General features: G+C 66.6%; 17 protein-coding genes. 13 read left to right on the top strand and 4 right to left on the bottom strand.

The genetic code is table 11. From position 1 onward, the window contains the following. Positions 1-24: 24 nt before the first annotated feature. Both tssK and tssJ read right to left on the bottom strand, forming a co-directional pair. Positions 25-1380 carry a type VI secretion system baseplate subunit TssK gene (gene tssK, locus LRH25_RS04640; RefSeq protein ID WP_141289879.1) on the bottom strand — a complete coding sequence of 452 codons (1356 nt, stop codon included), beginning with the start codon at positions 1378-1380 and terminating at the stop codon, positions 25-27. A gap of 64 nt (positions 1381-1444) precedes the next feature. Then, on the bottom strand, positions 1445-2155 hold the full coding sequence (gene tssJ / locus LRH25_RS04635) for a type VI secretion system lipoprotein TssJ (RefSeq protein WP_141289878.1): 711 nt from the start codon (positions 2153-2155) through the stop codon (positions 1445-1447). Between the two features lie 204 nt (positions 2156-2359). On the opposite strand from tssJ, the gene LRH25_RS04630 reads away from it, so the two are divergent. The 13 genes from LRH25_RS04630 (at position 2360) to LRH25_RS04570 (ending at position 21561) form a co-directional block, all read left to right on the top strand. Then, complete coding sequence (locus tag LRH25_RS04630) at positions 2360-3127, top strand: tetratricopeptide repeat protein (protein WP_231010242.1); 768 nt, start codon at positions 2360-2362, stop codon at positions 3125-3127. Positions 3128-3178: 51 nt separating this feature from the next. Further along, the gene (gene tssB / locus LRH25_RS04625) at positions 3179-3694 is read left to right on the top strand and encodes a type VI secretion system contractile sheath small subunit (protein WP_141289553.1); all 516 of its coding nucleotides are present in this window, start codon (positions 3179-3181) and stop codon (positions 3692-3694) included. A gap of 7 nt (positions 3695-3701) precedes the next feature. Continuing rightward, positions 3702-5186, top strand: coding sequence for a type VI secretion system contractile sheath large subunit (gene tssC / locus LRH25_RS04620; protein ID WP_141289554.1), 1485 nt, complete (start codon positions 3702-3704; stop codon positions 5184-5186). Positions 5187-5226: 40 nt separating this feature from the next. Beyond that, positions 5227-5745: an Hcp family type VI secretion system effector gene (locus tag LRH25_RS04615; protein ID WP_141289555.1), complete on the top strand. Its 519-nt coding sequence runs from the start codon at positions 5227-5229 to the stop codon at positions 5743-5745. A gap of 176 nt (positions 5746-5921) precedes the next feature. Next, positions 5922-6407: a type VI secretion system baseplate subunit TssE gene (gene tssE / locus LRH25_RS04610; RefSeq protein ID WP_170200986.1), complete on the top strand. Its 486-nt coding sequence runs from the start codon at positions 5922-5924 to the stop codon at positions 6405-6407. 15 nt (positions 6408-6422) lie between these two features. After that, complete coding sequence (gene tssF, locus LRH25_RS04605) at positions 6423-8270, top strand: type VI secretion system baseplate subunit TssF (RefSeq protein WP_141289557.1); 1848 nt, start codon at positions 6423-6425, stop codon at positions 8268-8270. Between the two features lie 13 nt (positions 8271-8283). Beyond that, positions 8284-9462, top strand: a complete 1179-nt coding sequence (gene tssG, locus LRH25_RS04600) for a type VI secretion system baseplate subunit TssG (RefSeq protein ID WP_231010241.1) — start codon at positions 8284-8286, stop codon at positions 9460-9462. 46 nt (positions 9463-9508) lie between these two features. Beyond that, complete coding sequence (gene tssH, locus LRH25_RS04595) at positions 9509-12244, top strand: type VI secretion system ATPase TssH (RefSeq protein WP_231010240.1); 2736 nt, start codon at positions 9509-9511, stop codon at positions 12242-12244. Continuing rightward, positions 12241-15327, top strand: a complete 3087-nt coding sequence (locus tag LRH25_RS04590) for a type VI secretion system Vgr family protein (protein WP_231010239.1) — start codon at positions 12241-12243, stop codon at positions 15325-15327. The genes tssH and LRH25_RS04590 overlap by 4 nt, the downstream gene beginning before the upstream one ends. Positions 15328-15333: 6 nt before the next feature. Next, positions 15334-16197, top strand: coding sequence for a DUF4123 domain-containing protein (locus tag LRH25_RS04585; RefSeq protein ID WP_141287884.1), 864 nt, complete (start codon positions 15334-15336; stop codon positions 16195-16197). Between the two features lie 29 nt (positions 16198-16226). Next, entirely contained in the window at positions 16227-19199 is a 2973-nt protein-coding gene (locus LRH25_RS04580) for a T6SS effector BTH_I2691 family protein (RefSeq protein ID WP_141287885.1), read from the top strand. A gap of 2 nt (positions 19200-19201) precedes the next feature. Continuing rightward, complete coding sequence (locus tag LRH25_RS04575) at positions 19202-20188, top strand: DUF6708 domain-containing protein (protein WP_141287886.1); 987 nt, start codon at positions 19202-19204, stop codon at positions 20186-20188. A gap of 398 nt (positions 20189-20586) precedes the next feature. After that, positions 20587-21561 carry a hypothetical protein gene (locus LRH25_RS04570; RefSeq protein WP_141287887.1) on the top strand — a complete coding sequence of 325 codons (975 nt, stop codon included), beginning with the start codon at positions 20587-20589 and terminating at the stop codon, positions 21559-21561. On the opposite strand, the gene LRH25_RS04565 is transcribed toward LRH25_RS04570, so the two are convergent. Together LRH25_RS04565 and LRH25_RS04560 are read right to left on the bottom strand one after the other, a co-directional pair. Beyond that, entirely contained in the window at positions 21558-22856 is a 1299-nt protein-coding gene (locus LRH25_RS04565; RefSeq protein ID WP_231010238.1) for a hypothetical protein, read from the bottom strand. The genes LRH25_RS04570 and LRH25_RS04565 overlap by 4 nt on opposite strands. 148 nt (positions 22857-23004) lie before the next feature. Further along, positions 23005-24123 carry a hypothetical protein gene (locus LRH25_RS04560; protein WP_141289502.1) on the bottom strand — a complete coding sequence of 373 codons (1119 nt, stop codon included), beginning with the start codon at positions 24121-24123 and terminating at the stop codon, positions 23005-23007. Between the last annotated feature and the right edge of the window lie 195 nt (positions 24124-24318).

Below are 24318 nucleotides of genomic sequence, written 5' to 3'. Positions count from 1 at the left end.
GCGGACCCGTCCACCAGCAAGGCTTCAGCCTTCGCCATTGAGCGCAAACAGCTCCATCTGCAGCTCCGGCAGGCCGCTGGGCGCATAGATGGTGATGCTGCGGCTCTGCAGCATGCGTTCGTACAAGGGGCTGCGAGGCTCCAGCGCGAAGTAGTAGTTGCCAGGCCGCACGGGAATGGCCACCGGCACCTGCGGCAAGTGGGTCAGGCGCACGCCGGCGGTGGCCATCAGCACCACCTTTTCGACGTCGTCCGGCGCGCCCACCTTGAGGCGCTGCGGGATGACTTCGACGATCTCGGCGGGCGGCATCGAGGCCTGCACGCCAAGGTACAGGCGGGTGTTGGCCTCGATCTTCTGCGAGTCCAGCCGGCCCTGGAAATACGATGGTTTCTGCTCGCTCAGCGCGATGGCGAAATAGCGCGTGGAGATCACCGTTTCCAGCAGCTCGCGCAGCATGTGGTCCAGCCGCTCGAAGGCCTGGCCGGGCGCCTCGTGGCGGTAGACCGGCAGATCAGCCAGCGTGAACGAGCGCGAGAAGGTCATCAGCGCGCCGGCCAGTTCCAGCAGGCGCTCGAACAGGCGTTCGGGGTGCAGCTGCGGGTGATGGTGCAGGTGCGACAGCCCGGCAAACGCGGCACTGCAGGTGTGCAGCAGCCAGAACGACGCGATGTCGCCCGAGCGGAACTCGATCACGTGCTTGGACGGTTCGCGGTGCGTGCCGTACAGCGCCTCGACCTTGGCCTGCAGCACGTCCAGCACGCGGCGCAGCACGCCTTGCAGCACCGGCGAAGCCGCCAGCGACATGGTGGGCGGCACGAAGCCTGTGTCGACCTCGAAGGCACCGGTGGCGAGCCTGCGCACACGCACCAGCGGCAGCGAGGTCAGGTGGTCGCGCGCATCGCCATCGGCCAGCAGGCGCACCCGGCGGCGCAGCGTGGCAACGTCGGCATCCACGGCACCGGTGAACCAGTCCGGCGCAGCGTCATTGCGCTGCACGTAGCGCACCCCTGCCCGCCCGCCATCTTCCTCGGGTGTGAAATTGGTGCCGGTGCTGCGCATGGGCGCCAGCGCCAGGTGATAGACGCATTCCGACAGGCCGGACGGCCAGCCCACCAGGGACACCGGCTCAGGCAATTCGTCGTCGGCCGGCGCAGTGCACAGGTCGCCATCGGGGAAGACCACCTGCAACTCAGCCACGCGCAGCACGCCACTGGCCAGTGCGTCGGTGTCCAGCTTCAGCCGGCGCACACCCCAGCTGTACGGATGCAGTGACTGCGCCGTCTCGGCCAGCCGCCACTCGTGGTAAGCATCCTGGCGCTGGAAATGCTGCGGCCGCAGGAACAGGCCTTCGCCCCAGAGAACTTTGGAAGAGCGGATCAAGGGAATGATTCCTGTGCAGGGAGAAACGGGAAGCGAATCCAGGCAGCCGCCAGCAGGTTCGGCATCAGCTCGCGGGGCATTGCACGCCAGCCAGCCGGGTCAGCTCCAGGGCCACGTCCAGCGCCTGCCCGGTGGCCACGCTGAGCGCGCAGCCATGCACGCCAAGCGTCAGCCCGGTGGCCGCGGCGGCCCGCGTATCGAACACAAAACGCCAGCGGCCTGCGGCTGGCGCACGGAACAGCGCCACCACGCCGATGTAGCCCGCCTCGGCGGGAACGGCCTCCGTCACCTCGTAGCGCTGGCCTGGCGTGAGCGCCACTTCCTTGACCTCGACCACATCGCTGGTCAACTCTGAAGTGCGCGCCGATTTAATGTCCTGGAAAGCCGAGTCCGGCACTTGCATGAATGCAGACTTGTCTCTCAGTTTGTAAATTCTAGTAACCACCGGCAACGAATTCCCGGCAGCGTCGATATTCATCACCTGCGCCGCATGCAATCTCAATGCAACCTTGCTCGACTTAGGGTTTTGCGCGGACGGAGGAATCGACAGGTTATCGGGTACCTGCAGTTGCGGCCGTTGCAGGCCCACGGTTTGTAACGCGGTGTCAAGCGCACCACCTGTGCTGGTGGTGCCACAGCCGCCCTGCAGAAGCGCCAACGAAAGCACCGCCAAAGCGCACTGTTGCCGAGAGGAAAACGCCCATTCCTGGCTGCTGCGGGCCCGACCCTTGATGGTGCGGGAGATCGGAAAGACGGCACTCCGAATATGTTTCATTTTGCTGCAATTTGACAGAAGCCCCCACCAGACAAGCTCGGCTGGCGCGACAGTCTATCGGGCAATCCGGCGAAGAGCAGCCAGATCGACTCCCCTAAAGGAGGGTTTGCCGGCCGCCATCCGGCCATATAAAGTGCCCTGCCTGAGATTCGCAAACAGCACTCTCGGAAAACAAAGTTTCATATAACAAGGAAGTAACAAGACATGTTGTCGACGCGCCGCGGCCCCGCGCTCTCCGCCTCTGAAGGTTTCCCAGGTCCCGCACTTCGCACGCCCCTCACAGCGCTGTCCCAGGCTTTGATCCGTGGCGGTCGCTGGGCCGCCATCTCGGCTGCGCTGGCCCTCGCCGCCTGTGCCGCGCCGCCCACCAAGGGACCTGAAGCGCCGCCGCCAGTGCCGTCGATGGAAGACCTGATGAGCCAGGCCGACCAGGCCCAGCAAGCCGGCCAGCGCGAAAAGGCGCGCGACGCCTACCGCAGCGCCGCCAAGGCCTACCCGACCGCCAAGCAACCGTGGCTGAAGCTGTCGGAAGACTATTTCGCCGCCGCCGACTACGGCAACGCCGTGCTGGCCGGCCAGGAAGTGCTGCAGCGCGACCCGCAAGACGCCACCGCCAACAGCATCCTGGCCGTCAGCGGCCTGCGCCTGACTGCCAGCTCGCTGAAGGCCCTGCGCAAGGACGCCGCCTACCCGGTGGGCTCGCGCGAAGAAGCCCTGGCCGTGACCCGTTCGCTGCGCGAAGCGCTGGGCGAAACCGCGTTGCTGCCCATCGTGTCGCCGGACGACGCCGCGCAAAAGGCCGCGGCCGCACCCGTCAAGCCGCGTCCGCCGGTGCGCAAGGCCAGCACGCCGCCCGCCGCCGGTGGCGCGGCAGCACCTGCTGCAGCCGCGGCCGCAACCGCCGCGCCGGCCAGCCCGCCGCCAGCGCCGGCTGCCAAGCCCAGCGCCAATCCGCTCGACAAGCTCAAGTGAGCTCGCGCCCCGTCGTCACCCGCCTCCAACGCGCCGCAGAAGGAATCCGCCATGGCCAAGAAAGACAGCGTTCAGAAGCGACTTGAAAAAGTCCGCCCGCCCCGCGTGCAACTGACCTACGACGTGCAGGTTGGTGAAGCCATCGAGCAGAAGGAGCTGCCTTTCGTGGTGGGCGTGCTCGGCGAGTTCTCCGGCCAGGCCGATCCGGACAAGCCGCTGCCCAAGCTGAAGGACCGCAAGTTCATCAATGTCGACCTCGACAACTTCGACGACGTGATGGCCGGCATGGCGCCCAAGACCTCGTACCGCGTCAAGAACACGCTGACGGCCGACGGCGGCGAGTTCGGCGTGAACCTCGAGTTCAAGGCGATGGAAGACTTCCGGCCCGAGGCCGTGGTGCAACAGGTCGAGCCCCTGCGCAAGCTGCTGGAAGCACGCACCAAACTCTCGGACCTGCGCAACAAGCTGGCCGGCAACGAGAAGCTGGACGACTTGCTCACCGACGTGCTGTCGAACACCGAGAAGCTCAAGCAGCTCGGTACCGAATCCACCCCCGTTCAGGAGTGATGCCCGCATGACGCAGACCCTCACCGCAACGTCGGGCGGCACCACCCTGGCCGAGCCCAGCCTGCTCGACGAAATCGTCGCCCACAGCAAGGTTGCCCGCTCCGAGACCGAGCACACCCGCGCCAAGGACATCATTGCCGAACTCGTGCGCGAAGTGATGGCCGGCACCGTGGTGGTGTCGGACAACCTGAGCGTGACGCTGGATGCCCGAGTGGCCGAACTGGACGCGCTGATCTCCGCGCAGCTCAGCGAGGTCATGCACCACGCCGAGTTCCAGAAGCTGGAGTCCAGCTGGACCGGCCTGCAGTACCTCTGCCAGCACACCTCGACCGGCGCCGGCATGAAGATCCAGGTGCTGAACGCGACCAAGAAAGAGCTGGTCAAGGACTTCAAGACCGCGATCGACTTCGACCAGAGCGCGCTGTTCAAGAAGGTCTACGAAGAAGAGTTCGGCACCTTCGGCGGCGCCCCGTTCGGCGCCTTGATCGGCGACTTCGACATCTCCCGCCAGCCCGAGGACATGTACCTCGTCGAGCAGATGGCGCACGTGGCCGCTGCGGCGCATGCGCCGTTCATCAGCGCTGCGTCGCCCGAGCTGTTCGGCCTGGAGACATTCACGGACCTGGGCAAGCCGCGCGACCTGTCCAAGGTCTTCGACACCGTGGACTACGCCAAGTGGCGCTCGTTCCGCGAATCCGAGGATTCGCGCTACGTTGGCCTCACGGTACCGCGCTTCCTCGGCCGCCTGCCCTTCAACCCGAAGGACGGCACGGCCACCGAAGGCTTCAACTTCGTCGAGGAAGTGGACGGCACCGACCACGCCAAGTACCTGTGGGTCAACGCCGCCTATGCGATGGGCGCGCGCCTGACCTCGGCCTTCGAGAACTACGGCTGGTGTGCGGCCATCCGCGGCGTGGAAGGTGGCGGCCTGGTCGAGGACCTGCCGACCCACACTTTCAAGACCGATGAAGGCGAAGTGGCGCTGAAGTGCCCGACCGAAATCGCCATCACCGACCGGCGCGAAAAGGAGCTGAGCGACCTCGGCTTCATGCCGCTGGTGCACTGCAAGAACACCGACTACGCGGCCTTCTTCGGCACCCAGTCGACGCAGCGCGCCAAGAAGTACGACAGCGACTCGGCCAATGCCAACGCGGTGCTGTCGGCACAGCTGCAATACATGTTCAGCGTGTGCCGCATCGCCCACTACCTGAAGGCCATGATGCGCGACAAGATCGGCAGCTTTGCCTCCGGTCCGCACATCGAGGAATTCCTGAACCGCTGGATTCGCCAGTACGTGGTCGAGGACGACAACGCCACGCAGGAAACCAAGGCCACCTACCCGCTGCGCGAGGCCAAGGTGCAGGTCTCGGAAGTGCCGGGCCGCCCGGGCACCTACCGGGCGGTGTCTTTCATCCGACCCCACTTCCAGCTTGACGAGCTCTCCGTGTCCCTTCGTCTCGTCGCCGAGCTGCCGCAGTCCCAGAAGGGCTAATCATCACTAACGCTGTCATCTAACAGGAGCAAGAAAAACCATGAAAGACATTTACGTCAAGTTCGAAGGCGCGAGCGAGCTGCAAGGCGATAGCACCGACACCAAGCACGCCCAGGAAATCGAAGTCTCGACCTTCCAACACTTCGTGCGCCAGCCGAAGTCGTCGAGCGCTTCGTCGGCCGGCGGCCACACGGCCGAGCGCACCGAACACGGCGAAATGCTGTTCACCAAGGACATCGACAAGGCAACGTCCAAGCTGAACCGTGCCGCTTCCGCCGGCACCGTGTATCCCAAGGTCACCGTCACTTTCTACCGCGCCTACGGCGGCAAGAGCGCGACCTCGACCTCGCAATCCCGCGTCGATTACTACAAGATCGTGCTGGAAGACGTCGTCGTGTCGTCGGTCGCCACCGTGATCGAAGAAGGCGAACTGCCGGTCGAAACCTTCGGCCTGAAGTACGGCAAGATCACCTGGGAATACAAGCAGCACCGTCCGGACGGCTCGACCACGTCGACCGGCATGGCGGGCTGGGACCTGCGCAAGAATATCGCGGTCTGATCCTCCGGTCCTTGGACCGGCTTCCGGGAAGCCAGCGGGCCGGTATGGTCCGCCGCGCCTCCCGGCGGACCCAGGGCGGCCATGTGCCGCTCTTTTGCATTCAAGCCGGCCGCGTGCCGTGCGGCCTGCCCGGGCCGTGCCGCACGAGGCCGCAGTTCCAGGCTGGTTGTCGCCCCATGGATTTTTTCAGTCCCTCGCTGCTGGACAAGCTGCTCGGCGCAGACGCCGACGGCCAGCAACGCGCCACCAGCCCGCGCTGGTCGATCGAGCAGATCAAGGAATCCGTCGCCCGTGACATCGAGACCCTGCTCAACGCCCGCCCCGGCATCGCGCCCGAAGACCTGCAGGCCTTCCCGCAGCTCACGCGCTCGCTGCTGACCTACGGCCTGATCGACATCACCTCGCTGAACGTCGCCAGCGACCGGGACCGGCTGCGCATCACCGAATCCATCCGGCGCTCGCTGGCCGCCCATGAGCCGCGCCTGACGCAGGTGGAGGTGCAGGTGCGCGAAACGGCCAAGGTCGGCGCCGGCCTGTGCTTCTCGATCCGCGCCAAGCTGCAGCTGAGCCCGACGGCAGAGCCGGTCGCGTTCGACGCCATGCTGCAGCCCGGATCCAACCGCTACGCCGTGGCCCGCAGCGACCCGCGCGCCGCGCACTGATCACCGAGTTCGCCCATGCAGGACCTGCTGCCCCACTACGAACGCGAACTCGCCTTCCTGCGCACCCAGGCGGACGACTTCGCGCGCCGTTATCCGCGCATCGCCGGCCGGCTTTCGGTCAGCGGCGAGGTGCTGCAGGATCCGCACGTCGAGCGCATGATCCAGTCGTTTGCGCTGCTCAGCTCGCGCATCCACAAGCGGCTGGACGACGACTTCCCGCTGTTCACCGAGTCCTTCCTCGGCCTGCTTTACCCGCACTACCTGCGGCCCTTCCCGTCCTGCGCGATTGCCAGCTTCGACCTGGGTGGCGCCGCGGCCCAGATGAGCAAGGCCCAGGTGCTGCCGCGTGGCACGCCGCTGCACACCCGGCCGCTGCGCGGCGTGACCTGCCGCTTCCAAACCAGCACCGAAGTGCAGCTGCTGCCGCTGCGTGTCAGCGCGGCGCGTTTCCAGGGCGCGGTGATGGTGCCGGACGGCACCATCGTGCCACCGCAGACCACCGCGATGCTGTCCATCCAGCTGGAGCTGCTGTCGCCGCAGGCCAGCTTCGCCGGGCTGGGCATCGACAGCCTGCGCTTCTTCATCGACGGTGATCCTTCGCTGGTCACCGCGCTGCGCGAAGCCATGACCGGCAAGGTGCTGGCCACGCTGTTCCAGACCCAGGCCCTGGGCCCGTGGCAGGCCGCCCGCGGCGTGCTGCCGCAAGGCGCAGGCTTCGACGACGCCGAGGCGCTGATCGACTTCGACGCCCGCTCGCATCCGGCCTACCGCCTGCTGACCGAATACTTTGCGTTCCCGGAGAAGTTCAACTTCGTCGACGTGCCGCTGCCTGCCGGCGTGCTGCAGCAGGCCGGCCGCAGCCTCACGCTGCACTTCGCGCTGGGCGGCCTGCGGCCTGACAGCCATGAGTCGCGCATGCTGGAGCTGACCAGCGCGCGCAACACCGTGCTCGGCTGCGCGCCGGTCATCAACCTGTTCAGCACCCGGGCCGACCCGATTCGCATCACCCAGAGCCAGGCCACCTACCCGGTGCTGCCCGACGGCCGGCGCGCCTTCGGCCACGAGGTCTATGCGGTGGACCGGGTCTACCGTGTGCAGCAGACGGCCGAAGGCGAAGCGATCCAGGTCTTCAAGCCTTTCTACTCGCTGCAGCACGACGACCTGCTGCGCGAGGGCGAGGCCATGGGCCGCTACTGGTACACGCAGCGCCACCCGCTGGACGCCGGCCAGAGCCCGGGCTTCGAAACCGAGATCGGCCTGGTCGACCTGCACTTCAATCCCAGCCAGCCGCAGGCCGACACGCTGTCGCTGGACGTGCGCGCCACCAACCGCGACCTTCCCAGCCTGATGAGCATTGGCAGCCCCGGCGGTGACCTGTTCGCCGAAGGCGGCGGCAGCTGGCGCGAGATCAAGCTGCTGCGCAAACCCAGCGCCAGCCAGCGCTTCGAGGCCGACCGCGGCGCGCTGTGGCGGCTGATCTCGCACCTGTCGCTGAACCACCTCTCGCTGACCGCGGGCGGGCTGGACGCGCTGAAGGAAATGCTGCGCCTCTACGACCTGCCGCGCAGCGCCAACAACGAGCGCATGCTCGAAGGGCTGATCCGCGTGGAATACCGCGCCGCGCAGGCCTGCCTGCCGGGCAACCCGTTCGCCAGCTTCGTGCGTGGCACCGAGGTCCGGCTGACGGTCAACGAGCAGCACTTCGTCGGCAGCGGGCTGACGCTGTTTTCTCAGGTGCTGGACCGCTTTCTCGGCCTGTACGCCCACATCAACAGCTTCGTGCAGCTGAAGCTGATCTCCGAGCGCAGCGGCGAGGTGCTGATCACCTGCCCGCGGCGCACCGGTGACATGCCACTGCTCTGAGCTACCCGCCCGCATGGATGCCGCCCGCCACCCGTTGATCCCCGCGCCTGCCGCGGCGCTCACGCCGCCACGCGCAGCGCCGGCCCGCGCGCTGCTGGCCAGCGCGGTGGACAGGCTGTTCGCCGAGCCGCACCGCTTCGGCTTTCACCAGGCGGTGCGCCTGCTGCAGCGCTGGGCCGACAGCCACGACGCCGCCTCCAGGCCCGAGCTGCAGTTCCGCAACACGCTGTCGCTCAGCTTCCCGGCCAGCGAGATCGCCGCGCTGGAGCGCCACGCGCGCCAGCCAGCGCAACTGTTGCCGCAGACCGGCACCGGCCCTGCGGCAGACGCACTGGCCGCCTCGCTCGCCGAACTGCCCGCCGCGGCGCCGGTACCCGAGCGCATTGAGCTCACGCCAGCCTTCATGGGCCTGCTCGGCGTGATGGGCACGCTGCCACTGTCGTACACCGAACAATTCCTGGCCCGCGAGGTCTATGACCGCGACGGCGCGGCGCGTGCCTTCCTCGACATCTTCCAGCACCGCGCCGTCTCGCTGTTCCATGAAGCCTGGCGCAAGCATCGCCTGCCGCTGGCCTTCGAAGCCGACCCGCAGCGGCAGTTCCGCCCGATGGCGCTGGCGCTCGCCGGACTGGGCCTGCAGGGGCTGCAGGGCCGCATGCAGGCGCCGGAAGGCGCGGTGGCCGACGACGCGGTTGCGTTCTACGCCGGCCACCTGCAGCAGCGAGTCATCGGTGCGCGCCAGCTGCAGCAGATGCTGGCCGACTACCTCGGCCTGCCGGTCACGTTGACCCAATTCGTCGGCCGCTGGTTCTCTCTGGAGGCAGACAACTGCACCTCGCTCGGCCTGGCCAATGCCACGCTCGGCAGCGACGCGCTGATCGGCGACCGCGTCTGGCAGCGCGACCTGCGCGTTCGCCTGTCCATCGGCCCGATGACACGCACGCAGCACCGCCGCTTCCTGCCCGGCGGCCCCGGCGCGCTCGCCCTCAAGCAGCTGGTCACGCTGGCCACCGGCATCAGCCTCGAATACGAGGTACGGCTGTGCCTGAAGGCCGAAGAGATCGCACCCGCGCAGCTGGGCGAAGACCCGCAGCAAGGCGGCGCCCACCTCGGCTGGAACACCTTCCTGCTGTCCGGCCCCAGCGCCACCGACCGCGAAGAAGCGGCCTACGACATCCACGCCGCGGCCTGAGCCCCGCAGACCGCGGCCATGACAACGACAACCCCGTCCCGCTTCCATGAGCAACAACCTCAAGACGCTGATCGCCAAACTCAACAGCACCTGCCGCCGCGCCGCGGAGCGGGCTGCGTCCATCACCTTGTCGCACGGTCACTTCGAGGTGGACGTGGAGCACCTGCTGCTGGCGCTGCTCGAGTCGCCGCAGTCCGACTTCGGCCTGCTGTGCCGGCGCTATGACATCTCCACCAGCGCGCTGCAGGCCGACCTGCAACGCGAGCTGGCGCGCTTCAAGAACGGCAACACCCGCACACCGGTGTTTGCCTCGCACCTGCTGCAGCTGCTCGAGAACGCCTGGCTGATCGCGTCGCTGGACGCGCACGATGCACGCATCCGCAGCGCCCACCTGCTGCTGGCCTTGCTCACCGAGCCGGCGCTGAGCCAGCTGGCCTTCCGCGTCAGCAAGCTGTTCGTGCGGGTCAAGGTCGACGAGCTGAAGCACAGCCTGGGCGAAGTGACCCGCGGCTCGGAAGAGGCACAGCAATCGGTGAAAACCGGCGGCGCCTCCACGAGCGAGGCCGAAGCCGCCGACGAGCAGGCCGCGCCCACCGCGCAAGGCACGCCCGCGCTGGACCAGTTCACCAGCAACCTGGTGCAGCGCGCCCGCGAGGGCAGGATCGACCCGGTCATTGGCCGCGACGCCGAGATCCGCCAGGCCATCGACATCCTGATGCGGCGCCGCCAGAACAACCCCATCCTCACCGGCGAGGCCGGCGTGGGCAAGACGGCGGTGGTCGAAGGCCTGGCGCTGCGCATTGCCGAAGGCGACGTGCCCGAGCCCTTGCAAGGCGTGGCGCTGCATGTGCTGGACCTGGGGCTGCTGCAGGCCGGTGCCAGCGTGAAAGGCGAGTTCGAGAACCGGCTGAAGAACGTGATCGACGAGGTCAAGCGCAGCCCGCATCCCATCATCCTGTTCATCGACGAGGCGCACACCATGATTGGCGCCGGTGGCCAGGCCGGCCAGAACGACGCCGCCAACCTGCTCAAGCCCGCACTGGCGCGTGGCGAGCTGCGCACCGTGGCCGCGACCACCTGGAGCGAATACAAGAAGTACTTCGAGAAGGACGCCGCGCTGGCACGGCGCTTCCAGGTCGTCAAGGTCGAAGAGCCCACCGAAGAGCTGGCCTCGGCGATGCTGCGCGGCATGGCGCCGTTGATGGAAAAACACTTCAAGGTGCGCATCCGCGACGAGGCCATCACCGAGGCCGTGCGCCTGTCGGCACGCTACATCACCGGCCGCCAGCTGCCTGACAAGGCCATCAGCGTGCTGGACACCGCCTGCGCCAAGGTGGCGCTGGGCCAGGCCGCCACGCCGGCCGCGATGGAAGACCTGCAAAAGCAGGTCGGCCGGCTGGATGCGGAGATTGCCTCGCTGTCCCGCGAGGCCGCCATCGGCACCTCGCATGACACCCGGCTGGGCACGCTGCACAGCCTGCGTGAAGCGGCGCAAGCCCGGCTCACCGCGCTGAGCGACCAGTACGCCTCGGAAAAGACGCTGGTGGCCGAGGTGCAGCAGCTGCGCGCCGAACTCGAAGCCGCCGTGACGGCAGACATGGCCAGTGGCGCCGTGGTGCTTGCGCCGCCCGTCGCGGCCAGGCCGGCCAAGGCCAGGTCCGCCGCCAGCAAGGCAGCGGCAGTCCCGGCCGCGCCACCCACGCCGCTGCAAGGCAAGCTGGCCGAGCTGGCCACGCTGCAGGGCGAGCAGCCGCTGGTGCCGATCGAGGTGGACGCGCACGCCGTGTCCGCCATCGTCGCGGCCTGGACCGGCATCCCGCTGGGCAAGATGGTCAAGGACGACCTGAAGACCGTGCTGAACCTGCAGCCACTGATGGGGCAACGCATCATCGGCCAGCCACACGCGCTGGCCGCCATTGCGCAGCGCGTGCGCACCAGCCGCGCCAACCTCGAAGATCCGAACAAACCCAAGGGCGTGTTCATGTTCATCGGCCCCAGCGGCGTGGGCAAGACCGAGACGGCGCTGGCGCTGGCAGACCTGCTGTACGGTGGCGAGAAGAAGCTGGTGACGATCAACATGAGCGAGTACCAGGAGGCGCATTCGGTCTCCGGCCTGAAGGGCTCGCCACCGGGTTACGTGGGCTATGGCGAAGGCGGCGTGCTGACCGAAGCCGTGCGCCGCCAGCCCTACAGCGTGGTGCTGCTGGACGAAGTGGAGAAGGCCCACCCGGACGTGCTGGAGATGTTCTTCCAGGTCTTCGACAAGGGCGTGATGGACGATGCCGAAGGCCGCGAGATCGACTTCCGCAACACCACCATCATCCTGACCAGCAACATCGGCTCCTCGCAGATCATGCAGGCCTGCGTCAACAAGCCGGCCAGCGAGTATCCCGAAGCCGAGGCCCTGGCCGAGGCGCTGCGCCCTGTGCTCTACAAGAGCTTCAAGCCGGCCTTCCTCGGGCGCATGAAGGTGATCCCGTACTACGCGATTGGCGACGAGGCGCTCGACAGCATCATCCGCCTGAAGCTGGACCGCATTGCCAGGCGCGTGGGCAGCAACCACCAGGCCGAGTTCGCCTACGACGACAAGCTGGTCGACGCCGTGCTGGCGCGCTGCACCGAGGTCGACACCGGCGCGCGCAACGTGGACCACATCCTCAACGGCACGCTGCTGCCCGAGATCGCGGGCCAGGTGCTGGCGCGCATGGCCGAGGGCCAGGCGGTGCAGCGCATCAAGGTCAGTGCCGGCAAGAGCGGCGACTTCAAGTACACCGTGCAATGACGCTCACCTCGATGGCCACCTCGATGCTGGCCGCCGTCGGGTCATCGGCGCCGGCCGCCGTCACGTCCCTGCTGGGCGGCCACACCCAGGCCGAGCGCCTGCTGCGGCTGCACACGCCGCTGGGCGCAGATGTGCTGTTTGCCGAAGACCTGCACAGCTGGGAATGCATCGGCCCCTTCATCGGCCCCGCACTGCCGGGCAACGCGCAACTGGGACCGGCGCGCGCCGGCATGCGCCTCGTGGTGCATGCCTTCAGCGCAGACGCGCACCTGGAACTCAAGACATTGATCGGCCAGCCGGCGCTGGTCGAGCTGCTGTGCCAGGACAGCCGTGATGAACTGCGCCCCTGGCACGGCCACATCGTGGCCGCAGCCCTCACCGGCTCGGACGGCGGCCTGGCGCGCTACCGGCTGGTCATCGAGCCCTGGCTGGCCGTGCTGGCCCACCGGGTGGATTCGTTCGTGTTCCAGGACCTGTCGGTGCCGCAGATCATCGATGCGGTCTTTGCCGACTACCAGGGTCAAGGCCAGCTCGCCCCGCTGTGGCGCTGGGATCTCGCCGACGCCTCGGTCTACCCGCGCCGCAGCCTGTGCACCCAGTACCAGGAGAGCGACCTGGACTTCGTGCAGCGGCTGATGCTCGAGGAAGGCCTGTTCTGCTGGTGGGAACACACCGGTGCGGCCGACGACGACACACTGGGCAGCCACACGTTGGTGATCGCCGACCACAACGGCGCCTTTGCCGAGAACCGCCAGCCGGTGGTGCGCTTCACGCACAGCGACCACAGCTTCGGCGAAGACAGCCTGACCCGCTGGCGCAGCGTGCAGCGCGTGGCCAGCGCCCGGGTCGACCTGAGCAGCTGGGACCACCGCAGCCGCAGCACGCGGCCGGTGCAGGCTGGCGTGGAAGGCGGTCCGCTGGCCGAACTGAGCATCAGCGACACGCCCAGCAGCTACGCCTACGAGTCCATCGACCAGGGCCAGCGCCTGGTGCAGCGCCAGGCCGAGGCGCTGGGCGCCTTGCGCCAGCGCACGCTGGGCCATGGCCCGTGGCGCCGCGCCGAAGCCGGCAGCAGCTTCACGCTGGCCGAGCACCCGCGCCACGACGGCACCGACCGCGAGGCCGACACCTTCGTCATCCTGGCCTTGCAGCATCGCGCCCGCAACAACTTCCGGGCCGACGAGCAAGCCCGGCTGACGGCGCTCAGCGAGGTCTTCGCCAGCGAGGTGGCCCAGGGCACCGGCTCGTCCGACGCATCCGGTACGGACGATCGCCCGCTGCACGAGGCCGCGCTGCTGGCCCAGCCGCTGGCCGTGCCGGTGCGGCTGGCTGCGGGCCACACACCATCCTCTGGCGAACCGCGTTTCGGGGTGCTGCGCGAGCAGGTCCATGCCAACGCGGTCGACGCAGCGGACGACGCCGGCCCCGATCTGTTCGACCCGCACGCGCTGCGCACGCTGGGCCAGCCCGACGTGCGGCTGCACCGCAAGCCCACGGTGCATGGCACGCAGACGGCGCTGGTAATGGGCGGCGGAGGCAGCAGTGGCCCGGTGATGACCGACCGCGACGGCCGCGTGAAGCTGCAGTTCCACTGGCAGCGCGGCGCGGGCGCCAGCCACCGCCTGAGCCACCCGGCCGGTGACGACAACGCCCCCGCCAGCGACGCCAGCTTCACCTGGGTGCGCGTGGGCCAGGCGCAGGCCGGCGACAACCATGGCGCGGTGTTCATCCCGCGCGTGGGCCATGAGGTGGCGGTCGCGTTTGTCGGCGGCGACATCGACCGCCCGGTGGTCATCGGCTCGGCCTACAACGGTGAAGGCACGGCCGATGCGCAGGCTAACCAGGTGGCCGCGGGCGCAGCCGGTGCAGTCGGCAATGCGCCGGCCTGGTTCCCGGGCGAAACGGCTGCGGGCGACCGCCAGGGCCACCAGCACCCGGCCGTGATGCTGGGCCACAAGAGCCAGGAGTTGGGCAGCAGCGCCAGCGGCTTTGGCGGCTACACGCAGCTGGTGTTCGACGACAGCCCCGGCGCCAACCGCATCGAGCTCGGCGCCAGCACCTTGGGCAGCCGCTTGCAGCTGGGCCACCTGATCCAGCAGGACGACAACCAGCGCCTGGCCCCGCGCGGCCATGGCCTGGACCTGGCCACTGCGGGGCACGGTGCGCTGCGCGCCGGCAGTGGCCTGCTGGTCAGCGCCCATGCCGAAGCGCCCAGCACCGCCGGTGGCCTGCAATTGCAATCACGCGACCCCTTGCAGCAACTGCAAGCCGCGCAGGACCTGGTGCACACGCTGGCCGAGACGGCGCAGGCCCACCTGGCCAAGCTCAAGGACGAGCCCGACGTGCAAGGCGCCAAGCCGGAAGACACGGCCAAGCAGTTGCCGGCAGAACAAGGCATGCAGGCGCTCAACGAAAGCCTGGCCGCCACGGACAGCCGCCAGGGTGGTGCCAACCCGGCCAGCTCGGACGGCACCGTGGCCATCGAAGGCGGCTGGGGCAGCGTGCCCGCCTGGGGCAGGCCCGAGCTGGTGCTGGCCGCGCCCGCCGGAATCGGCCTGTTCACGCCTGCCCACGCCATCACCAGCAGCGGCGCCAACCTCACGCTGTCGGCCGGACAGGACATTGCCAGCATCGCCCAGGGTCACCACAGCATGGTCGCCAACGGCGGTGTCGTGCTGTTCACCCATGGCAAGGCCAACAACCCCAACAAGCCCAACGCGGAAACAGGCCTTGCGATCCATGCCGCGACTGGCAGCTTGCAGGCCAGTGCAAATACTTCGACCGCCAGTCTCGCCGCGAGCCTGTCTGTCGAAGTGGTGAGCACCACCGCGAATGTGCTGATCGGCGCGCCGAACCATGTGCTGCTGACCGCGGCGGGGGCGGCACTCGACATCCAGTCGGGGTCCATCACGCTCAAGGGGCCGGGGAAGGTGGAGTTCAAGGCGGCACAAAAGAATCTGACTGGACCAAGTTCGATGCAAGCCAATGCCCAACTCGCCAAACCCGCCGAGGTCAAGCTGTGCGAATTCCGAATGCACGGCGCCAACGCGTCCGGTGCGGCTCTGGTCGCCGCGGGCAATTGACCGGCGATGACGGTTGACCTGCCTGTCCTCGACCATCGCGTTCTGCTCGCGCAAGACTTCGCGTTGCTGAACCCGTCCGATGTCGATGAACCAATGTGGATCGCGCTCGAGGCCCAGCCGCTGGGCACCGAGCAGTTCGAATGCGACGCGCGCCTGTTGCCGCGACTGGCCTGCCTGCGTGACATCCCGCTGGCGTTGCGGCTTGAATGCCTGGACCTGGCCGAAGCGCGCATGGCCCAACAGCTGCCGCCCCTTTTCGGCGCCTTGCTCGAGACCAGTGAATCGTTCGCCAGCCTGAAGGCCCGCCTGGGCCGGCAGCTGCTGCTGCGGCTAGAACGCAGTTCCCGCTCCTATTTTTTCCGCTACCCGGACCCGCGCGTCTTCCAGCACCTGCCACGCATCTTCACCGATCAACAGCTTGATGGCTTCATCTGGCCAGCTCGGGCCTGGACCTGGTTCGATGGCCTTGCCCGAACTTGGCGGCGGCGCAGTGTGGCGAATCGCCCGGCCACCGGCCTCCGCCCGGTGCTGTCGCTTGCCCAGATCGACGCGCTGGCCCGCCTGGACCTGCTGAACCGAACCGCCCTGAAGCTGCAGGCCGACGAGTTGCTGCCCGCCCCGCCCTCGCCTGAGTCGCTCGACCAGCTGGACGATCTCGTGCGGCGCGCCATCGTCGACGAGGCGCTCGCCGACCCGGACGACCAGATCCAGTACGCAGTGAATGCGGTGAAGTTCGGGGCCGACGTGCACGACGTCGAGGCCGTGCGCCGGCTGCTCGGGCAGGTCAGGGCCGGAGAGCAAAGCTACCTCGCGGGGATGCAGGAACTGGCAGACGCGGGGCAGCTGGCGCCTTTAACCACCCGCGGCTGAACCGCCGTCGGGCCAGAAAGCAAACGAACATGTCCACATTCAAACCCGGCTGGTACGAAGTTGCGAGGGATCCCAAGACCGGCAACGTGAAGTGCTGGCACTTCACCTCGCCAACCTCGGTGACCGCCGAGTGCCACCTGACCCCTGGCGGCCTGCAGATCCTTCACTGGACCACCAAAACCCAGGGCCATGAGAAGGGCATGAGTGCGCGCTGGCAGGCGTCGTACAAGTACCTGCCCAGCGAGGCTGGCGGGCAATGGGACAACCAGAACGCCAGCCAGTCCGCGAAGAAGGCCGGCGCGGCAGCGGCGGCGCCCGCACGGTCGCCATGCGACGACTTGAGCAACAAGTGCGACCTGTGTGATCGAAGAGGGCTGCTGCTGTTCCCCGCCCTCTACGCCGTGGCGCGCACGGATGTGATGCTGCCGCAACCCGTCCCACCGCTGCGCGCGCCGTTCGGCGCCGGCTTGGCAGCGTATGCGCTGCCTCCAGCACTCACCCAATACACCCTCCGCACCGTGCGGCCCGGCTACCTGTACCTCTTCAACGAAAAGCTGGGGGATGCCGGCTGGAAGGGATACCAGGTCAGCGCCAAAGGCTACCTCTTCGAGTTCAACCTGGATCAGGCAGCCCCTCCTGCCGATGCCCCCCAGGGCGAACCCTGCGGCCGGCGGCCCGGCGCCCAGGCGGCGCGGTGCATCGCATTGCCGAACGCGAAGCACATCGGCAACGTGTACCTGACCTTCTCGGACACGCCCTGGACGCCAGCCACGTTGAAGGCCTACAAAGCCAACCAGGACAACCGTCGTAGCTCGATGCGGAAGATCGACGCCCGCGCCTGGGTGGACGGCAAGGGGGCCACGACCCAGCCCCACGTTGGCTCGCCGCTTGCGCACCTCGATGCGGTCGCCGAATTCAGCCAGCAGTCCAACAATGTGCTGGCCTGGTTTTCCTCAAACCTGCCACATCCCGCATTTTCGGACTCGCTGACGCGCTTCGAATCGCTAGCGATGACAAAGGATGGCTTCGTGCAGGCGCTGTCCAAGGTGTCCGATGGCGTACCGCCCATGATGGTGGCGCTCGATGACCCCACGGGCATCGCGGCAGACCTCAACCAGCAGATCCTGAACCGGTTGGTGGCCTGGTACGAACAGCCCGAACGGCGATGGAAGCGCGAGTCGGCACAAACGGTTGAAGTGCTCCGGCTCGCGGTGCAGAACGGCGCCGTCGAAAGCGCACGCGACTCACAGCAGACCGCAGGGGGGATCCTGCTGTCCATCATGCCCGCCCACGCGGGGCCGTTCATGCGTGGAAGTTCAATCCCAGAGAAGTACGGCAATCTCCGCTACATCTCGGAAGAACGTCAAGATGTCATTGGTGCCGAAGAATGGGAGAAGGATCACGTCCGCCTGTACCGAAAAACCGCCGTCGACAATTACCTGAACACGGAGTTTCCAAAGGAGTTGTCGGATTTCGAATCACAGGTCGTCCGCCCCTTGGATGCCATCTATCGCAAATGGCTGGAGAGCGACGCGATGGCCCAGTATTTCCAATACAACTTCGATCCGGCGGACCCGGAGAACGGCGAGGCCTATACGCTGAAGCTCTCGGTTGTCCTGAACGATGCCTCCGGCCGGCGTGGCGTATGGGAGTTCATCTCGACTCAACTCGAACAAGATCCGACCCAGGCCCGAAGCCTCATCCTCAGGGCGCTGATGCTCAACCAGGACGCTGCCCTCAAGGAGTGGACGCACAACGCCTCTGGCGATGGCGGAGATGGCAAGGCCATGCAGCTCGACCCGTTCAAATGGGACAAGATCGCGGAGAAGACATGGGGCAGCTTCAAGAAGTTGGCCAAAATCGATCACTACAAGGCACCGGTCACGACCCCGACCGCCATGAACAAGTCCATGAACGCCGTGGTACGCCTGACACAGCAAGTGGCCGGCCCCATGCTTCACAAGATCGGCATTGCATTCGACAACGCAGCCGCATGGACAGCCGCAAAGTTGCCGGAAAAGCGATTGATGGCGCTGCTGGGCTCCCTCGCAAAGGCGGGAAATCCCAATCTCGTGCTCATCGACATGCGTGCGGTGACCACCCGAAAGATGGCTGTAAGGCGACTGGCGGATGCCATTGCAGAATACTCTGGCAAGGAGAGCAATCAATATCGCACGAAGGTCAGAACCATACTGGATGAAGCCGAGGAATTGAGAGGTACAAAATATGCGTACAACGCGATTGCGCTCGTGGACAGAGTAGAGGCGGAAAGCTTGAAGGAGTACGCTTCACGCAGCCTGCGAAGCACGCGGGACGAACTCGTCGCAGGCCGTGTGCTGCAACTCCGGCAGGCGAACGACATGCTGGAATCGGGCATGCGCAACATGTTCGCGCGGGACGTGAAGATCAACATCGCCGCCAGTTTCTTCATCGCTCTCACGTTACGAAGCGCCTACACGGACATGGCAAAAGCCCATGGGTCCGAGAAGACGACAAAAATGGTTGCCTTCGCCGGTGCCATTGCATCGCTCAGCGGCGCCATCATCGAATCGGTCGGCGGAGCCCTTCAAGCCACGTCGTGGGGCGCCCAGAAACTGGGGCAGCCGGTGAAATTCCTGCTCAACAACTTGGACACCCGTGCCAAGTTGCTGGGCTATGGTGGCAAGGTGATTGGGGCTGTTGGGGGGTTCATCAGCGGCGCCTTGGCGCTCAAAGAAGGGTATCAGGCCCTGGGTATCAGTCCCACCTACGGAAGTATCGTCATTGCACTGGGGTTGTTCTCCATCGTCGGCGCCATTCTGACTTTGATCGGCTACACCGGCCCTTGGGGGTTCCTGCTATCGCTGGTGGTTGCAGCCATTTATCTGGTAGTCGGGTACTTCAAGCCAACCAAAGTCCAAAAGTGGTTGCACAAGTCATACTGGGGAAAACATGAAGATGGCGATGGATTCCCTTCACTTGCTGAAGAACTCGAGGCATTGAAGGCCTTAAGCGAGACTTGACAATGTACAGCGGATGGTTTCAGCCATTTCCACATGGCGAGCGCGTTTCGGGCGGCGAAGAAGATCGCGAACTCCTTCGTGGTCGCCGTTACTCCCGGAGTGATAATCATGCAAGTTTGATTCGCTTCAACTCCACTTTCATAGAGATCATTGATCGCCAGTTCAGGCAGCGCGGCATGATTGCCACACTGATGTGCCTACTCGCTGTGGTGCTTTTCGTCGGTTTCTGGGTTGCATCTGCAATAAAGTTGGGCTTTACTGATTGGGACGGAAATAGCCTCCTGGGGCACCAAGTCTTCTTAGCGGTTATCTTCTGGGGCAGCGGTATATTTCTTAGTAAATTAATCCTTCTCAAGGATTTTTTTACATTCACCTATTACCCTATCCGCTTTAATCGCAAGACACGCATGGTGCATGCGTTCCTCAGCAAGCGTGATGGCGGGGTGGTCAGTGTCCCGTGGGATCAGGCCTTTTTCCATATCGGCCGTGCCAATGGCGACGAGACCTTTCTGCGGGACCTCCGCTGCCACGTTTGCGATGCTGATCGGAAGATCCTGCATACCTTTGCCGTGGGGCATTATTTCGACGCTGACGAAAAGATCGAGGAGATCTGGGAATTCATCCGGAGGTACATGGAAGAAGGCCCCGAGCATGTGTTCGAAGATGCTTCCGAGCAGGCTCGCGCCGTGGCCCCCGATTTGCAAGTTCCCTTGCGCCGCATTGACCTGTCTGTCCGAACGTCTTGGCGGAACTGTTTCGACTGGGTCGTGATGGCAATGCCCGCCTCCTGGTATGAAGCCCGCTACGCTCTGTCACCGCTGTATGCGCCGCTGGCGCTCTGCCGCTGGCTGGTCTTCAAGAGCTGCAAGCTGCCCACCTGGCCTGCGTCCATTGAAGCCGAGAGTCAAATCGAAGAGAACGACCCGTTCCGGTTGCCTGAACCGCCGGTTCATGCGGCTTGGGGACCGCGGGCGGTACTGCAAGGCTGACAGGCCACTAGAGGCTGGTCATCGAACCCTGGCTGGCCGTGTGCTGGCCCACCGGGTCGATCAGCCAAGCCGACAAGGACTTTGCGCTCGGCGCTGTACCGTCAAGCCAGCCCGGGCGGCCAATGGCAGGCTGTCGAGTGGAACGATGCTGCCGTTCCGACGAACTGGCTGGAGGCCGCCAGGGAGATTGCCGTCCAGCGGGCCTTGCCCGGCCTCGCCGAGGCGAAGAGCCCTGCCTCTGCAGCGGCGCATTGATCGCGTTCGATCAGACCAGGACACAAGGGAGAGACGACGCACGGACAAGCCCCACCGCCGCGAGGTGAGCACCGGTTGGTCCTGCCGGCTTTCGCGGCCAAGCGACAATGGCGACCTGTTCCGCCCCGGGCCCTTGGCTGTCCATGCCCATCGACGACTACGACTCCAGCTCACTGGATTCTTCGCAAGACTCCCGGCTGACGCCCCGGCCCACCACGGTGCGCCAGACCCCGCGAGCCTGGCTGCCCCATGCGCTGCTGGTGGTGGGTGCGCTGGCCGCTGCCGCCACCGTGTTCTGGTTGCAGACGCAGCGCCACCATGTGCCCATCCGCATCGAGGCCGACGAAGTCATCGAAGCGGTGATGCAGCGCAACTATGGTGCCTACTCTGCGGAGCAAAAGGGCTGGCTGTGGACCGGGCCGCAGCAGGTGCACTACCTGATGCAGGTGGTGCAGCAGGCCAAGGTGGGGCCGGAAGACGGCGCGCAAGGTGACGACGAGCTGTATTTCGTCGCCGCCGGCACGCCGCTGCGGCCCACCCAGGCGGAGCCGGCGCTGACCGGGCTGTTCCAGGTCAAGGGCAACATGGCCAAGCGCGACGGTTCGCTGCTGGAGGTCAGCACGCCACTGCGGCAGGAGCAAGGTGCCAGGCCATTGCAGCCGCAGGACGTGAAGTTCATGGCGCTGGGCGCCAAGACCTGGGGCTGGGTGCTGACCACGCACTACGACGCCAAGGCGGCGGACAAGCCGGCGGCGACCTGGCAGGTGGTGATGGCGCCGCACGAGGTCGACATCGCCGAGCTGGTCCGCTTCCCGGCCTCGCTGGCAGACGGCCCTGGCAGCGCATGCGAACCCACGGCAGGCCAGGCCGGCACAGCGGTCACCGAAGCCGACGGCAAGGTGGACGACGAGGAAACGGCTGCAGCCGAAGAACAGCGGCGCTGCAGCCACGCCCGCTGGACCTACCGCGCCGGCCCGGTGCCGGCCAAGGGCTTGTTGAGCTTCAGCGTCACGGGCGGCGGATTGGTCAATGGCGAACAGCGGCCGCAGAAGACCTGGGAGCTGGCGTTCGATCCCAAGCGCTTCCGCTATGCGTTGCCGGAAGACCTGAGCTTCTAGCTCGCAGCGCTGGCGGCCGGATCGATGTTGTCGATCACGATCTGCATCTCGATCAGCGGCACCGGGTAGGCCATCTCGCAGCGCCAGCCGCGGAAGCGTTGGCCAGACAAGCCTGCGCGCTGCAGCGCCAGGGCCAGCGTGTCCTGGTGGTCCGGCACGCCGGCCAGCGCCCAGGGCTTGCTGTCGTCGGGCATGCCGTGCGGCAGGGGGTCGATGGTGGCGCTGAGGTTGAGTTGCCGGTAGTGCCGATGGGTCGGGTCCGGTGGCGCCAGCGGCACGCCGGTGGGGCCGGGCAGGAAGAAGGTGATGCGCGGGCGGGCCCGCGGCCACAGACTTTCGGCCATGAAGACGTCGCGCACCAGGCGGTGGCACGGGGTGTGCAGCATGTAGATGCGCAGGATCTGGCTGCTGGCGGCATCGTCCAGCTGGTGCCCGCGGTCGGCGCGGAAGGCAGTGGTCAGCGGACTGGGGATGGCAGCACTGTCGCCGGGCAGCACGAAGGTGTTGATGCGCCCTTCACGTTCCAGCTGCAGCGCCGGCAGCGGCTGGCCGCTGGCTTCGGCGAGGATGAAATCGGCCGCGTCGTCGGTACCGGGCCTACCTGCCAGGCTGCGCATGCGCGGCTCCTCACCATCGGGCGCGACCTCGTCCTGCACATGCAGGCTCAGCAGCGGCACCGCAGTGCCGGGTGTGACCCGCTGCAGGCCGATGCGGCGATGCACTTCGATGAAATCGAGGTGCCGGCCGTCCGGGCTCGGCACGATGAACAAGGCGGTGCTGACGGTCTCGGCGTAGTGGCCGAACAGAAAGGACACGGCCTTGAACGAGGCCTGGCGGGCCATGTGCTCGCGGCGGGCGCGCACGTCTTCCTCGTTGGCGCCGAGTTGGGCATCCAGCCCCTGGCGACCACCGGGCAGCCGGTCCAGCAGCGACTGGAAGGCGTCGATGGCCGCGGCCAGCGGGCTGACCAGCGCCTCGTCGGCATGGCCCTGGGCACCGTCGATCAGCATGCGCAGCCCGGTGGGCGATGGCAGGCGGTGCAGGAATTCGGCGTCGGACTCCGCGCGCGTGGCCTGCACCAGCCGGCTGGCCAGGCTCTTGTCCAGTCCGGCGCTGCGCATCAGCCGGATCGGCCGCGGCGGCATGCCGGCGAGCTCGGCGATCAAGGGCGTCAATGCGGCTCGCAGCGCAGTCGCAACGGCCGTCACCGGCGACGTGCCACGGGCCGGCAGGTCGGCAGGCTCAGCGGCCGTGGCATCCGACGAGGACAGCGGGGAAAGCGCGAGGGAAGACATCGAAACAGCGGCCAGCGGTGCGGGACTAGGTGGTCCCGAGTATCGGTGAAGTAACCCCGGCGACGGCGCCAGCAAAGACGGGCCTGCCGCAGTGGCAGGCCCGAAAAACACCCGCATCGGTCACGAGGACCGCGAGCGGATGCTGGACTCAAGGCGCGATGGCCGCGTCCGGCAGCGTGATCAACATGCTGCGCTGGGTGTACGGCGAGCGCTTCATGACTTCGACGATGACCAGCTTGTCGCCCTTGGGCGTGATGGCGATCACGTTGGTCAGGTTGTAGCCCCTGGACGAGTAGCCATGGGTCTTCAGGAAGTCGGCCGCCAGGACCAGGCCGGTGGCCTTGGTCCAGAGGAAGCCGCTGGTGGCCGGCGTGAAGGTGGTGCGGGCCAGGCCGCCGACCAGCTTGCCATCGTCGGACAGCGCATTGGCATAGGCCATGCCGCCCCAATCGCTGTTGGGCAGGATGCCCAGGATCTTGGTCTCCCACTTCTTGCCGTTCCACTTCCAGCGTGCGGCCGCCGGGATGCCGGTTTCCGGGTCCGGCGCCTGGCCGACCAGGATGTCACCGTCACCGTTCACTGCCTCGGCTTCGCCGTAGTTCAGGTCCAGCCAGGTGCGCTCGCCGTTCACCCACACGGCCGGCAGGCGGCTGCCGGTGTTGGGGTCTTCTTCCCAGCCGGCCAGCACGTTGCCGTCCTTGTTGGCATCGTCGATGCGGGCCGAGCCGCCAGCGGTCGGCATGCCGACCATGCCGACCTTGGCCTTCCAGACGCTGCCATGTGCGCTGCCACCTCTCTGGTTCGGGCGCCAGTACAGGCCGGTGATGACCTTGCCGTCGCGCGACATGCCCCAGACCGAACCGTCGTCGGTGTCCATCACGCCGCCATCGGCGGGCAGCGGCTTCAGCACGGTCCAGCCTTTTTCCGCGGTCCACACCGCTTGGGTGCCGTAGGTGTTGGCGTCGTTCATCACCGTGGCCGCCACCTTCTTGCCATCACCGGAAATGGCAGGAAGGCCAGGCGGCGGAATGCCGATCTCGGTGGCCATGTTGCGGCCCAGCAGGGTCAGGCCGGTGCTGGCGTTCCAGTGGAAGGTCTCGTAGGTGCCGTACATCTGGCCGGTGGCGGACTGGCCATCGGTGGACAGGTCGGTCACCAGGCATTCGCAGATCTGCACCGCGGTAGCGGTTTGGGCCTGCGCCAGCGAAGGCAGCAACGCGGCGATGGCCGCAGCGATCACGCCGGCAGCCGGCAAGGACTTGCTCATCAACATCTCCAACCCCTCTATGTTCAGACTCAATCCATCCACACGCAGGCCGGCGCGCTGCTGGCCCACAAGGTCATTGCCGGCGTGCAATCCATCACCACACCCGGCACCGTGAACCGACTTTAGCCATCTGTCATCTTTTCTTCAAGAGTTCTCCCAGAGATTTTTACGACCTTTTCACCCTTCTTTCTAGGG

Source organism: Ideonella azotifigens, assembly GCF_021043325.1.
In the GTDB taxonomy this organism is placed as follows: domain Bacteria; phylum Pseudomonadota; class Gammaproteobacteria; order Burkholderiales; family Burkholderiaceae_C; genus Ideonella; species Ideonella azotifigens.
The sequence above is the reverse complement of the archived record's forward strand: the minus strand, read 5'-3'. Positions and strand labels throughout refer to the sequence as shown.

Excerpts from the sequence above, each read along its gene's own strand:
- tssJ (WP_141289878.1), bottom strand. The coding sequence starts at position 2,155 with ATGAAACATATTCGGAGTGCCGTCTTTCCGATCTCCCGCACCATCAAG.
- LRH25_RS04630 (WP_231010242.1), top strand. The coding sequence starts at position 2,360 with ATGTTGTCGACGCGCCGCGGCCCCGCGCTCTCCGCCTCTGAAGGTTTC.
- tssB (WP_141289553.1), top strand. The coding sequence starts at position 3,179 with ATGGCCAAGAAAGACAGCGTTCAGAAGCGACTTGAAAAAGTCCGCCCG.
- tssC (WP_141289554.1), top strand. The coding sequence starts at position 3,702 with ATGACGCAGACCCTCACCGCAACGTCGGGCGGCACCACCCTGGCCGAG.
- LRH25_RS04615 (WP_141289555.1), top strand. The coding sequence starts at position 5,227 with ATGAAAGACATTTACGTCAAGTTCGAAGGCGCGAGCGAGCTGCAAGGC.
- tssE (WP_170200986.1), top strand. The coding sequence starts at position 5,922 with ATGGATTTTTTCAGTCCCTCGCTGCTGGACAAGCTGCTCGGCGCAGAC.
- tssF (WP_141289557.1), top strand. The coding sequence starts at position 6,423 with ATGCAGGACCTGCTGCCCCACTACGAACGCGAACTCGCCTTCCTGCGC.
- tssG (WP_231010241.1), top strand. The coding sequence starts at position 8,284 with ATGGATGCCGCCCGCCACCCGTTGATCCCCGCGCCTGCCGCGGCGCTC.
- tssH (WP_231010240.1), top strand. The coding sequence starts at position 9,509 with ATGAGCAACAACCTCAAGACGCTGATCGCCAAACTCAACAGCACCTGC.
- LRH25_RS04590 (WP_231010239.1), top strand. The coding sequence starts at position 12,241 with ATGACGCTCACCTCGATGGCCACCTCGATGCTGGCCGCCGTCGGGTCA.
- LRH25_RS04585 (WP_141287884.1), top strand. The coding sequence starts at position 15,334 with ATGACGGTTGACCTGCCTGTCCTCGACCATCGCGTTCTGCTCGCGCAA.
- LRH25_RS04580 (WP_141287885.1), top strand. The coding sequence starts at position 16,227 with ATGTCCACATTCAAACCCGGCTGGTACGAAGTTGCGAGGGATCCCAAG.
- LRH25_RS04575 (WP_141287886.1), top strand. The coding sequence starts at position 19,202 with ATGTACAGCGGATGGTTTCAGCCATTTCCACATGGCGAGCGCGTTTCG.
- LRH25_RS04570 (WP_141287887.1), top strand. The coding sequence starts at position 20,587 with ATGCCCATCGACGACTACGACTCCAGCTCACTGGATTCTTCGCAAGAC.
- LRH25_RS04565 (WP_231010238.1), bottom strand. The coding sequence starts at position 22,856 with ATGTCTTCCCTCGCGCTTTCCCCGCTGTCCTCGTCGGATGCCACGGCC.
- LRH25_RS04560 (WP_141289502.1), bottom strand. The coding sequence starts at position 24,123 with ATGAGCAAGTCCTTGCCGGCTGCCGGCGTGATCGCTGCGGCCATCGCC.